Genomic DNA, 11606 nt, shown 5'->3' on the forward strand with positions numbered 1-11606 from the left:
AGCCGATAGGCGCTGGAGCTGGACAGTTTAGAAGTGCAATTCTTGGTTTTACCGTTTTTCTCCTATCCAGTTTTGAAGGAATACATCCTTTACAACTCAATACGGTCCGGCAATAATGGCGAGAAGGCCACACCCGTTTCCATCCCGAACACGGAAGTTAAGCTTCTCAGCGCCGATGGTAGTTGGGGGTTTCCCCCTGCGAGAGTAGGACGTTGCCGGGCAAACATATGGAGGATTAGCTCAGCTGGGAGAGCATCTGCCTTACAAGCAGAGGGTCGGCGGTTCGATCCCGTCATCCTCCATCGTTATGCCGGCCTAGCTCAATTGGTAGAGCAACTGATTTGTAATCAGTAGGTTGGGGGTTCAAGTCCTCTGGCCGGCACCATAAAAGTTACAAAAAATGAGAATTACTATGTACATATTTGAATGAATATAGTATAATCTTTTTTGTGACAAGCCTGTCTTCCTGTTTAATTGGGTGATACGCTTGCTTAGATATTATTTTGAAAAAATATAAGGTATATGAAAAAGAGCCATTAGCTCAGTTGGTAGAGCATCTGACTTTTAATCAGAGGGTCGCAGGTTCGAATCCTGCATGGCTCACCATTGTTTGCGGGTGTGGCGGAATTGGCAGACGCACCAGACTTAGGATCTGGCGCCGCAAGGCGTGGGGGTTCGAGTCCCTTCACCCGCATTCTTATGCGGAAGTAGTTCAGTGGTAGAACATCACCTTGCCAAGGTGGGGGTCGCGGGTTCGAATCCCGTCTTCCGCTCCATTTTCACCGCCGGGGTGGCGGAATTGGCAGACGCACAGGACTTAAAATCCTGCGGTAGGTGACTACCGTACCGGTTCGACTCCGGTCCTCGGCACCAATGTTTATATGCGCCCATAGCTCAATTGGATAGAGCGTTTGACTACGGATCAAAAGGTTAGGGGTTCGACTCCTCTTGGGCGCGCCATTTTAATTTAAAAATTAAAAAGATAACGGGAAGTAGCTCAGCTTGGTAGAGCACATGGTTTGGGACCATGGGGTCGCAGGTTCGAATCCTGTCTTCCCGACCACGTTTCTTGAATGGGGCCTTAGCTCAGCTGGGAGAGCGCCTGCTTTGCACGCAGGAGGTCAGCGGTTCGATCCCGCTAGGCTCCACCAATTATAAAACAAATGATGGCGGCGTAGCTCAGCTGGCTAGAGCGTACGGTTCATACCCGTGAGGTCGTGGGTTCGATCCCCTCCGCCGCTATATTATTTGGACCTTTAGCTCAGCTGGTTAGAGCAGACGGCTCATAACCGTCCGGTCGTAGGTTCGAGTCCTACAAGGTCCACCATTATTATATTGATCATGGAGGAATACCCAAGTCTGGCTGAAGGGATCGGTCTTGAAAACCGACAGGCGGGTTACACCGCGCGGGGGTTCGAATCCCTCTTCCTCCGCCATATCATATATAGTTATTTTTATTATCGCGGGGTGGAGCAGTCTGGTAGCTCGTCGGGCTCATAACCCGAAGGTCGTAGGTTCAAATCCTACCCCCGCAATCTGGTCCCGTAGTGTAGCGGTTATCACGCCTGCCTGTCACGCAGGAGATCGCGGGTTCAATTCCCGTCGGGACCGCCATTTTCATTTGGCTCGGTAGCTCAGTCGGTAGAGCAAAGGACTGAAAATCCTTGTGTCGGCGGTTCGATTCCGTCCCGAGCCACCATTAGATTTTTATTTCAAAGCAACATATTATGGCGGTTGTGGCGAAGTGGTTAACGCACCGGATTGTGGCTCCGGCATTCATGGGTTCGATTCCCATCATCCGCCCCATTTTGCGGGTGTAGTTTAGTGGTAAAACTACAGCCTTCCAAGCTGTTGTCGTGGGTTCGATTCCCATCACCCGCTCCATTTAGGGCCTATAGCTCAGCTGGTTAGAGCGCACGCCTGATAAGCGTGAGGTCGATGGTTCAAGTCCATTTAGGCCCATTTTATTCCGCAGTAGCTCAGTGGTAGAGCTATCGGCTGTTAACCGATCGGTCGTAGGTTCGAATCCTACCTGCGGAGCCAATATGGAGAAGTACTCAAGTGGCTGAAGAGGCGCCCCTGCTAAGGGTGTAGGTCGCGTAAGCGGCGCGAGGGTTCAAATCCCTCCTTCTCCGCCATTATTACGGCCCGTTGGTCAAGCGGTTAAGACACCGCCCTTTCACGGCGGTAACATGGGTTCGAATCCCGTACGGGTCATTATTATAAAGAGCATGGCTGGATTGCAGCCATGCTCTTTTTGCGTAATACACCGGGATAGGGAAGTGGACTAAATAAGTGTTGTCCAGTTGTATTCCGGTTCGTACGGCTTCAGGGTAATTAGACAGTTAGACAAAACAAAACAAGGCGCCGGGATCCCGGCGCCTTGTTTTGTTTTTAAATAAAGTGGTCAATCAAAAAGCTGATTGATAACAGTAAACCGAAAACTGTATTCGTCTGTGCAGTTGCTTTCATGGCAGGGAGCATTTGGATGGCTTCTTTTTTGCCAATAAAGCCTTTAATCGCGCGGACCGGCTTAGGTGTACTTACAAGAACGAGCAGTACCCATGGTGTCACGACTTCGAGAAACACAAGGCAGACCATCCAAAGGTATGAAAGGGCGAACATCACAGCCAGTAATGTAATCGCGCCATTTCTCCCAAGCAAAATGGCAATCGTTCTTCTGCCATTTGCTTTATCGCCGTCGAGATCACGAATGTTATTGGATAGCATAATGGCCCCAATTAAAATCATGATCGGGATTGAAACAAATACAATTGGCCAGGTTATCGTATCAGTCTGGATAAAAAATGATATCAAAATAATAATGACACCCATAAAAAATCCGGAGATCAGCTCCCCAAGCGGTGTTGAGGCAATCGGTACCGGCCCGGCCGTATACAGATAGGCGACCAGCATGCAGACAGATCCGGTGATGGCAACCCACCAGGAACTGCTCGCCGAAATGTAAACCCCGATCAAAATCGCAGCTCCAAAAAATGCCAGTGCAAGATGAAGGACTGTTTTGGGATGGACGCCATTTCTTACGATTGCTCCGCCAATCCCTACAGATTGTTCATTGTCCAGCCCCCGCTTGAAATCATAATATTCATTAAACATATTGGTTGCCGCCTGTATAAGCAAGGTTGCCACCAGCATTGCCACAAACAGCGGAATATGAATTCGGGCCTCTCCCAAAGCGAGAACGGTTCCGAGAATAACAGGAACAAAACCGGCTGTCAGCGTGTGGGGGCGTGTCAACTGCCACCAGACCCGCCAGCCTTTATCCGGGTGAACGGCTGGAGAAGATTGCATACCCATGTAATTTCTCTCCTTTTATACTATTCTAAGAAAATTTATGACAAATTTAGTACAAGTAAAGTTTAGGTAAATAATCCCCCCGTGTCAAACAATTTATCATGGAAAAAAGTGAAAAACTTCCGATGGTTCATCTGAGGTTCTTTTGGTGAATGAATGGGTGCAATTCATATATAATAGAAAAGGATTCGTTCATAAAACTGTAAAATAATTTGCTCGGGTGCGAAGGAAAGATTCAGAAGAAAGTTTTATTGGGGGAGATTTTTTGTCACAAAAATATCAATTTCTACAACATGTGCTGACGAAAGAAAAAGCCGAACTAGATGGACCGGCATCTTTCACAGGAAAATTGATCAGCTCTGTTTCAAAAATAAAAGAAAAGCCCGAGCCGGTCGGGTTATTTGCTGCCGGCGCCAAGTATTTTAAGGGAGACCGTTTGTATTGGAAAGACCCCGGGGATAATACGATCTTTGTCGGTTTTGGACATGTCCGGGCTTACCATGTCAGAAAAGGAGACGGTTTTGCCCAAATTGAAAAACAATGGAATCAGTTAACGGACCGGATTGAGATTCATCATGTACAGCCGGAGCCCGGAACCGGTCCTGTGCTCTTTGGCGGCTTTGCCTTTGACCAATCGATGGAGAAAAAAGAGTGGCAGGCATTTGGACAAGGGATGTTTCGTATACCGCAAATACTTTTTACGTTTAAAAAAGATACAGTGTTCCTTACCCTTAACTTTGCTGAAGGCGGAAAAGGACAGGGGAGTTTAAAGGAATTGGAACATACTGCCCGCACCCTTATGGAACAGCGCCCGGAAATTGCGCCGCTCCCGCCGGTTCTTGAAGCAAAAGAAGTTGGCGCGGACGAGTGGAAGGCCGCAGTTGCAAACGGAGTACAGCTCATCAAGCAGGGGGAGATGGATAAAATTGTGCTGGCGCGTAAAATGGAAGTGGCGTTTGCAGGAACCGCACAACCGGATCCGCTGTTAAAAGCCTTGTCAGAGCAGCAGCACGACAGCTATGTCTATGTACTGGAAAAAGGGGATGAAAGCTTTTCCGGGGCATCACCGGAAAGATTGATCCAAAAAGAGGGACAGCACCTATTGTCCACATGCCTCGCCGGTTCGATTAAGCGCAGCCGGGATGAGGCGGAGGACGAACGGCTTGGTAAAAGGCTGCTCCGTGATGCCAAAAACCAAAAAGAACACCGCTTTGTTGTGTCCATGATTCAAAAGGTTTTGGAACCGTTTTGCAGCGACCTGTTGATTCCTGATGCACCGGTTTTACTGAAAATGCGTGATATCCAGCATTTGTATACGCCGGTAAAGGGGGTAACGTCAAATCAAGCCACCTTGTTTCAATTAGCCAAAGCCCTGCACCCAACGCCTGCACTTGGCGGAATTCCGAGAAACAGAGCGATGGAAACGATCCGCAGGCTGGAAGGCATGGATCGCGGCCTGTACGGCGCACCGATCGGCTGGGTGGATTACATGGGAAATGGGGAATTATGCGTCGGGATCCGGTCCGGCCTGCTGAAAAAAAACCGTGCTTATCTTTATGCCGGCTGCGGTGTTGTAGCTGATTCAAAACCGGAAGAAGAGTACAAGGAAACGGGCATCAAATTCCGGCCGATGCTCCGTGCTTTAGGAGGAAAATCATTTTGAAACATGAGGAAATAATGACCGCGTATTTGGCAAGTTTTATCCGGCAATTATCGGCGATGGATATCCGCCATGCCGTTATCAGCCCGGGATCAAGGTCAACGCCGATTGCGATGTTGCTTTCGGAGCATCCCGATTTTCATATTTACATGGATATTGATGAACGGTCGGCTGCTTATTTTGCGCTTGGGATGGCGAAGGAAATGCGGAAACCGGTCGTACTGCTGTGCACATCGGGAACAGCAGCCGCCAATTATTTCCCTGCGATAGTTGAAGCCAATATTTCGCGGGTGCCGCTGATTGTGCTGACAGCCGACCGGCCCCATGAACTGCGTAATGTCGGAGCCCCGCAGGCGATTGACCAAATCCGGCTTTACGGGCAGCATGTAAAATGGTTTACGGAAATGCCAATCCCTGAAGCAGGGGAAGAAATGTTGCAATTTATGCGGCAGACAGCAGCCAGGGCGGTTGTGACGGCAATGCAGCAGCCGGCAGGACCGGTTCATTTGAACTTTCCACTCAGAGAGCCATTGGTTCCTGTTTTGAAACCGTCCCCGTTTGAGGCGCCGGCAACAGCAGATCCGGCGATTAAAAGCGTCAGCGGCAAACTGGAGATTACCGATACGGAAGTCGGCAACATAGCAGACATGATCCGTGAAAGAAAACGCGGGCTGATCATTTGCGGAACCATTGACGAACCGGGATTTGCCGAAGCGGTGATCGCCCTTAGCGAACATACAGGTTACCCGGTTCTCGCTGACCCGTTATCCCAGCTGCGAAGCGGAAAGCATCGCAAGGATCGGATAATTGACAACTATGATTCACTTTTGAAAGATCCGCAGTGGAGCAGCCGGCTTGCGCCTGAAGCCATTATCCGTTTTGGCGCGATGCCGGTGTCAAAACCATTAACATGGATGTTGAAAAATCTAAAGACCGCGGCCCATATGATTGTCGATGGGGGAAATGGCTGGCGTGATCCGATTAAACGCGGAACGACGGTGGTATACTGTGATGAAATCAGTTTCTGCCAAAAGCTGGCATCCGTACTTCAGAAAAAGACCGGCACCGCCTGGTTCAAGATGTGGCAGGAACTAAATATGCGGGCCAGGAATATAGCAGAAGCAGCCATGGAAGCGGAAAAGAATCTGGATGAAGGAAAAGCCGTCATGGAGCTTGCAAAAATGCTGCCGGAAAACAGTACGCTATTTGTCGGCAACAGCATGCCGATCCGGGATGTTGACACATTTTTCCATGTGAACGATAAAAGTATCCGTATTTTGGCAAACCGCGGCGCCAATGGGATTGACGGAGTCGTCTCCAGTGCGGCGGGAGCGGGAGCAAGTGCCGGGCGCGCATATCTTTTGATCGGAGACTTGTCCTTTTTTCATGATTTAAATGGGTTGCTGATGGCCAAAATGCACAGGCTGAACCTTTGCATCATTTTAATCAATAATAACGGCGGCGGCATTTTCTCCTTTCTGCCGCAAGCAGCGGATCCGAATCATTTCGAACAGTTATTTGGCACACCGACAGACTTGAAATTTGAATACATTGTAAAAATGTACGGCGGGCAATACGCCAAAGTCCGGGACTGGGATGAATTCAGAGAAGCACTTGCGGGCGCGCGGACAGGGCTGCAGGTCATTGAAGTGCAAACAAACCGTGCAAAAAACGTCGAAAACCATCGGAAAATGTGGAAGCAAATTTCCCTGGAAATGGGCGATTACTTTAAAGGTGACAACAGATGAAAATGAATGGGATAGATTATCATGTGGAAACGGCTGGAACAGGGGACCCGCTGCTCTGTCTGCACGGTTTTACCGGGAGTGGAAAAACCTGGGAAGGCACCGCAGCAATGCTGCAAGACGACTTCCGCTGTATTTTCGTTGATATTATCGGCCATGGGCAATCATCGAAGCCGGCGGATGCAGGCCGCTATGATATTCGAAAAGTGGCTGCTGACCTGCACGCGATTCTGGAAGCACTCGGCGTGAAACAAGTGCTGCTTCTCGGCTATTCAATGGGCGGGCGTCTGGCACTGACATTTTCCGTCCTGTATCCGCAAATGGTTAAAAAACTTGTCCTGGAAAGTGCATCTCCAGGTCTTAAAACAGAGGAAGAACGGGCTGCCCGCAGAAAACAGGATGAAAAACTGGCAGACCGGATTTTATCGGAAGGCATTGAAGCGTTTGTCGCGTACTGGACAGAAATCCCGCTTTTCCGTTCGCAAAAACGGCTGCCGGCTGTCGTACAGGAAAAGATCCGCAGCCAGCGCCTTAAAAATGATCCGGCCGGGCTTGCGGGCAGCTTGCGGGGAATGGGGACAGGCGCACAGCCGTCATGGTGGAGCCGTCTCGGGGAACTGCGGATGCCGGTCATGCTTGCGTCCGGCGAGTGGGATAAGAAGTTCTGCCGCATCGCAGACGAAATGTCCGCCCTGCTGCCAAATGCCGAAAAAATGATTTTCTCACAAGCTGGCCATGCAATTCATGTGGAAGATCCGAAAAAGTTTGGTACAATAGTAAAGGGATTTTTAAAAAATTGTTGATAATTTGTCAAAAAATGTACATAAGGAGGAAATACTTTTATGGCAGTAGAATGGAAAACAGAACATGAATATGAAGATATATTATATGAATCCTATCATGGCATTGCTAAAATTACGATAAACCGCCCGCATGTCCGCAATGCTTTCCGCCCCGAAACAGTGACGGAAATGTATGATGCCTTTTCCCGTGCGCGTGATGACGCAAAGATCGGGGTCATCATTTTAACCGGAATGGGCGAAAAAGCGTTTTGCTCGGGGGGCGACCAGAAAGTGCGCGGCAACGGCGGGTATGTTGGAAAGGACAATATCCCGCGTTTGAATGTCCTTGATCTGCAGCATTTGATCCGTGTGATTCCGAAACCGGTCATTGCCATGGTTGCGGGCTATGCGATCGGCGGCGGCCATGTGCTGCATGTTGTTTGTGACTTAACCATTGCCGCTGACAATGCGATCTTCGGTCAGACAGGCCCGAAAGTCGGGAGCTTTGATGGCGGTTATGGCGCAGGATATTTGGCGAGAATCATCGGCCACAAAAAAGCCCGTGAAATTTGGTATCTGTGTCGCCAGTACAATGCCCAGGAAGCTTTGGACATGGGGCTTGTCAATGCAGTTGTCCCGTATGAGCAGCTGGAAGATGAGACCATCAAATGGGCAGAAGAAATCCTTGAAAAAAGCCCGATGGCGATCCGCTTCTTAAAGGCCGCATTTAACGCTGATACGGACGGGCTGGCAGGGCTGCAGCAATTTGCCGGCGATGCGACACTGCTTTATTACACAACAGAAGAAGCAAAAGAAGGCCGTGACGCATTCAAAGAAAAACGGAAACCGGACTTCGGGCAATTCCCGCGTTTTCCTTGATTGAATTAAAAAGGCTGCCCCATCATGACAGGGGCAGCTTATTTTGCTTTTATAAAGGAAAGGAAGGCCTAATTTACGATTCCTTCAATGTTTAAAGAAATTCCATTTATCAGGTGATCATATGAAATCCTATTTACCGAACTTTTTAAAACAAAGGGCTTATTTAACACCGCAGCGGACCGCACTTGTTTTCGAAGATGAAACATATACATTTGCGGAAATTTTTCAGGAGGCAAAGGAAACCGCCCGGAAACTTGCTTCACTTGGGTTGCAGGCGGAAGATACGGCGGCTGTTCTGTTAAAAAACCAGCCGCACACCGTGATCATTCTCCATGCCCTCCAGCAGCTTCATGTCCGCACCGTTTTTCTCAATCACCGCTTAACGCCTCATGAGATGCTGTACCAGCTGCAGGACAGTGAGGCAAAATGGCTGATCTCCGAAAAAGATTTTGAGAAAAAAACCGCAGCCATCCATCAGCTGCATTCGGATTTGAAACTCGTGGACCGTCGTGCACTTGCAGCCCTTGCACCGGCCGCTTACCATGAAGCGGATGAGTTTTCACTCGATGATGTCTGCTCGATCATGTACACATCAGGGACAACCGGCAGGCCAAAAGGGGTGCTGCAAACATACGGCAACCATTGGTGGAGCGCGGCCGGATCGGCTTTGAACCTCGGTTTGTCGGAGGATGATGCATGGTTGTGTACAGTCCCGCTTTTTCATATTAGCGGGTTTTCAATTTTAATGCGTTCCGTTTTTTACGGGATGCCTGTATTCTTAATGGAAAAATTCAACGAAAGAGAAGCCGTGAAGCTTTTGCAATCGGGTAAAATTTCGATCATGTCTGTTGTCACGAATACTTTACAGCGCATTTTAAATGAACTTGGGGAAGCCACGCTGCACCCGCGTGTCCGCTGCATGCTGCTTGGCGGGGGGCCGGCGCCGAAGCCGATGCTGGAGGCCTGTGTACAAAAGCAAATCCCCGTTTTCCAATCGTATGGCATGACCGAGACCGCTTCACAGACGGTAACCCTTGCGCCCGAAGACAGTTTGAAAAAAATCGGCTCAGCCGGCAAACCGCTATTTCCCGCGCAAATCCGTATTGTTGCAGCGGGCAGGGATTGCAAGGCGGGTGAACACGGGGAAATTGCCGTCAAAGGGCCGAATGTCACAATCGGTTACTTAAACCGCCCGGATGCCAATCAAAAAAGTTTCCAAGATGGCTGGTTTTATACAGGCGATATCGGCTATTTGGATGACGAGGGATTTTTATATGTACTGGACAGGCGCTCGGATCTGATTATCTCAGGCGGGGAAAATATATATCCGGCCGAAGTTGAAGAAGTGCTATTGTCCCATCCGCAGATTTTAGAGGCCGGCGTAGTGGGAATGGAAGATGCGGTTTGGGGGCAGGTCCCCGCTGCATTTATCGTCACAAACGGTAAAGTAGCGGAAAGCGAACTGCAGTCATATTGCGAAGCACGCCTTGCAAAATACAAAATTCCGAAAAAAGTTTTTACCGTTGGCGCTCTGCCCCGCAATGCCTCAAATAAGTTGCTGCGCAGGAAGCTATTGGAGTGGCTGCCCTCATGATGGAAATCAAACAAATCAATTTGTCAATCATTAAAATGCCGCTGAAGGCCCCGTTTGAAAATGCGCTTGAAAAAGTAAACGAGCGGGAAGCCGTGCTTATCGAAATCACGGACCGGGATGGTTTTACCGGGTACGGGGAGGCTGTCGCTTTCTCAACCCCCTGGTATACTGAGGAAACCGTAAAGACTTGTTTCCACATGCTTAAAGATGTGCTGATTCCTTTACTTGCAAAGGAACCAATCGCGCATCCAAAAGAGGTGAGTAAAAGATTCCGGGTGGTCCGGCGCAACCATATGGCGAAAGCCGGCCTTGAAACAGCGGTCTGGGATTTGTATGCGAAACGGAAAGGCATGCCGCTTTGGAAATGTATTGGCGGCAGGATGCAGTCTGTGGCTGCCGGTGTTGCGGTCGGAAACCATGATACGTTCGAGGCTTTACAGCAAATCGAGGCCTTTCTCGGGGAAGGCTATGAACGAATAAAGGTAAAAATCAAGCCCGGCCATGATGAAGCGTTTATCCGGGAGATCCGCCAAAGTTATCCCAATCTGAAGTTAATGGCAGATGCGAATTCATCCTACACACTGGATGATCTGCCGCGGCTTCAGAAACTGGACGAATTCGGGCTGCTGATGATCGAACAGCCGCTCGGCACTGATGATATTGTCGAGCACGCCGTCTTGCAGAAAGCTTTGAAAACGCCAGTCTGCTTGGACGAAAGCATTGTGACCTACCATCATGCCGAAAGTGCGCTCAGGCTTGGCAGTTTTAAGGTGCTGAACATTAAAATTGGCCGTGTCGGCGGGCTGTGGCCGGCTGTCCGGCTCCATGACCTTTGCCTGGCAAAAGGGATTCCCGTTTGGTGTGGCGGGATGATTGAGTTTGGGATTTCACGCGCATTTAATCTTGCCCTTGCCACTATGCCGGGTTTCACGATCCCTGGTGATCTTTCTGCCTCGAACCGGTTTTGGGAAAAGGATATAATTGAACCTGAAGTGGCGGTCGAAAACGGCCGGATCCGTGTCCCGGACGCACCGGGCATTGGTTACGAGTTGAACCGTGAATATTTAAAGAAAGTCCGGGTATATCATGAGTTCATCCGGCTGTAGATATCACTCAAGGATTTTTATGACAAGACTGGAGTGGAAATCAAGCAAATAGCGATGGCAATGATCAATAAAGCAGAGGATTGGTACGTTGAACTACCCGCCACTTAGGCTATCGCCTTAAAGTGGGGGATTCCTGCGAACACCAGTGCAACCACTAGTTATTGAGCAGGCTCCACCCGTAGTCCCTACGGTGAGAATTCATATCTTGTAAGTTACTCTGCCATGCACCCTACTTTAGCTTGGTTTTCGCAACTTCGGTATACATGGTGTAGGCGATTGAACGTTGAAGATTTTACGTGACAGACGTTTTTCCTGTCACAACCTCATATCTTCAGTTTTCAAAGAACAACTTACAAATATATAATAGCACATATGTTCCTGCTTTTCAACAACTTTGGCTAACGCCAACCGACATTCATCTCCCACCTATTCATTGGGCTAATGCCCTTCACATTCCTTGAGGTGGGAGTCTTCTGTCGGAAAATGATAAAAAGAAATGCAATAACCATTATAAAAGAAAATTTC

General features: G+C 49.1%; 7 protein-coding genes, 21 tRNA genes and 1 rRNA gene. 28 read left to right on the forward strand and 1 reads right to left on the reverse strand.

Annotated features, from left to right (window positions below):
* The first annotated feature begins 105 nt into the window (after positions 1–105).
* The 22 genes from rrf to C232_RS0117070 all read left to right on the forward strand — a co-directional run bounded on the left by rrf (position 106) and on the right by C232_RS0117070 (position 2217).
* Positions 106–221, forward strand: a 5S ribosomal RNA gene (gene rrf / locus C232_RS0116960).
* Positions 222–229: 8 nt separating this feature from the next.
* Positions 230–302, forward strand: a tRNA-Val gene (locus C232_RS0116965).
* A 7-nt stretch (positions 303–309) separates the two neighbouring features.
* Positions 310–385, forward strand: a tRNA-Thr gene (locus tag C232_RS0116970).
* A gap of 145 nt (positions 386–530) precedes the next feature.
* Positions 531–606 (forward strand) — tRNA-Lys (locus C232_RS0116975).
* Positions 607–612: 6 nt separating this feature from the next.
* Positions 613–694, forward strand: a tRNA-Leu gene (locus C232_RS0116980).
* Between the two features lie 7 nt (positions 695–701).
* Positions 702–776, forward strand: a tRNA-Gly gene (locus C232_RS0116985).
* A gap of 8 nt (positions 777–784) precedes the next feature.
* Positions 785–873 (forward strand) — tRNA-Leu (locus tag C232_RS0116990).
* Positions 874–883: 10 nt separating this feature from the next.
* A tRNA-Arg gene (locus tag C232_RS0116995) sits at positions 884–960 on the forward strand.
* Between the two features lie 26 nt (positions 961–986).
* Positions 987–1063, forward strand: a tRNA-Pro gene (locus tag C232_RS0117005).
* A gap of 12 nt (positions 1064–1075) precedes the next feature.
* Positions 1076–1151, forward strand: a tRNA-Ala gene (locus C232_RS0117010).
* Positions 1152–1168: 17 nt separating this feature from the next.
* A tRNA-Met gene (locus tag C232_RS0117015) sits at positions 1169–1242 on the forward strand.
* Positions 1243–1250: 8 nt separating this feature from the next.
* A tRNA-Ile gene (locus C232_RS0117020) sits at positions 1251–1327 on the forward strand.
* A 16-nt stretch (positions 1328–1343) separates the two neighbouring features.
* A tRNA-Ser gene (locus tag C232_RS0117025) sits at positions 1344–1436 on the forward strand.
* Between the two features lie 25 nt (positions 1437–1461).
* A tRNA-Met gene (locus C232_RS0117030) sits at positions 1462–1535 on the forward strand.
* Between the two features lie 3 nt (positions 1536–1538).
* A tRNA-Asp gene (locus tag C232_RS0117035) sits at positions 1539–1614 on the forward strand.
* A gap of 9 nt (positions 1615–1623) precedes the next feature.
* A tRNA-Phe gene (locus C232_RS0117040) sits at positions 1624–1699 on the forward strand.
* Positions 1700–1730: 31 nt separating this feature from the next.
* Positions 1731–1806, forward strand: a tRNA-His gene (locus C232_RS0117045).
* 4 nt (positions 1807–1810) lie between these two features.
* Positions 1811–1884 (forward strand) — tRNA-Gly (locus C232_RS0117050).
* 4 nt (positions 1885–1888) lie between these two features.
* Positions 1889–1962: transfer RNA gene (locus C232_RS0117055), tRNA-Ile, on the forward strand.
* Positions 1963–1968: 6 nt separating this feature from the next.
* Positions 1969–2043, forward strand: a tRNA-Asn gene (locus C232_RS0117060).
* 4 nt (positions 2044–2047) lie between these two features.
* Positions 2048–2138: transfer RNA gene (locus C232_RS0117065), tRNA-Ser, on the forward strand.
* Positions 2139–2145: 7 nt separating this feature from the next.
* Positions 2146–2217 (forward strand) — tRNA-Glu (locus C232_RS0117070).
* A gap of 177 nt (positions 2218–2394) precedes the next feature.
* On the opposite strand, the gene C232_RS0117075 is transcribed toward C232_RS0117070, so the two are convergent.
* Complete coding sequence (locus tag C232_RS0117075; protein ID WP_018665341.1) at positions 2395–3318, reverse strand: 1,4-dihydroxy-2-naphthoate polyprenyltransferase; 924 nt, start codon at positions 3316–3318, stop codon at positions 2395–2397.
* A gap of 262 nt (positions 3319–3580) precedes the next feature.
* Between C232_RS0117075 and C232_RS0117080 the strand changes: the two genes are divergently transcribed.
* The 6 genes from C232_RS0117080 (at position 3581) to menC (ending at position 11081) form a co-directional block, all read left to right on the forward strand.
* On the forward strand, positions 3581–4978 hold the full coding sequence (locus C232_RS0117080) for an isochorismate synthase (protein ID WP_018665342.1): 1398 nt from the start codon (positions 3581–3583) through the stop codon (positions 4976–4978).
* Positions 4975–6723: a 2-succinyl-5-enolpyruvyl-6-hydroxy-3-cyclohexene-1-carboxylic-acid synthase gene (menD, locus tag C232_RS0117085; protein WP_018665343.1), complete on the forward strand. Its 1749-nt coding sequence runs from the start codon at positions 4975–4977 to the stop codon at positions 6721–6723. Before C232_RS0117080 ends, menD begins: the two co-directional genes overlap by 4 nt.
* On the forward strand, positions 6720–7523 hold the full coding sequence (gene menH, locus C232_RS0117090; RefSeq protein WP_018665344.1) for a 2-succinyl-6-hydroxy-2,4-cyclohexadiene-1-carboxylate synthase: 804 nt from the start codon (positions 6720–6722) through the stop codon (positions 7521–7523). Before menD ends, menH begins: the two co-directional genes overlap by 4 nt.
* A gap of 39 nt (positions 7524–7562) precedes the next feature.
* Positions 7563–8381 (forward strand): 1,4-dihydroxy-2-naphthoyl-CoA synthase, encoded by an 819-nt coding sequence (gene menB / locus C232_RS0117095; protein ID WP_018665345.1) that lies wholly within the window; start codon positions 7563–7565, stop codon positions 8379–8381.
* 121 nt (positions 8382–8502) lie between these two features.
* On the forward strand, positions 8503–9975 hold the full coding sequence (locus tag C232_RS0117100; RefSeq protein ID WP_018665346.1) for an o-succinylbenzoate--CoA ligase: 1473 nt from the start codon (positions 8503–8505) through the stop codon (positions 9973–9975).
* Positions 9975–11081 carry an o-succinylbenzoate synthase gene (gene menC, locus C232_RS0117105; RefSeq protein ID WP_422723669.1) on the forward strand — a complete coding sequence of 369 codons (1107 nt, stop codon included), beginning with the start codon at positions 9975–9977 and terminating at the stop codon, positions 11079–11081. Before C232_RS0117100 ends, menC begins: the two co-directional genes overlap by 1 nt.
* Positions 11082–11606 lie beyond the last annotated feature (525 nt).

The organism is Heyndrickxia acidiproducens DSM 23148 (genome assembly GCF_000374345.1).
GTDB classification, from domain to species: Bacteria; Bacillota; Bacilli; order Bacillales; family Bacillaceae_C; genus Weizmannia; species Weizmannia acidiproducens.

What these genes read in the sequence shown, in the direction of transcription:
- C232_RS0117075 (WP_018665341.1), bottom strand. Translation starts at nt 3,318, where the DNA reads ATGGGTATGCAATCTTCTCCAGCCGTTCACCCGGATAAAGGCTGGCGG.
- menH (WP_018665344.1), top strand. Translation starts at nt 6,720, where the DNA reads ATGAAAATGAATGGGATAGATTATCATGTGGAAACGGCTGGAACAGGG.
- menB (WP_018665345.1), top strand. Translation starts at nt 7,563, where the DNA reads ATGGCAGTAGAATGGAAAACAGAACATGAATATGAAGATATATTATAT.
- C232_RS0117100 (WP_018665346.1), top strand. Translation starts at nt 8,503, where the DNA reads ATGAAATCCTATTTACCGAACTTTTTAAAACAAAGGGCTTATTTAACA.
- menC (WP_422723669.1), top strand. Translation starts at nt 9,975, where the DNA reads ATGGAAATCAAACAAATCAATTTGTCAATCATTAAAATGCCGCTGAAG.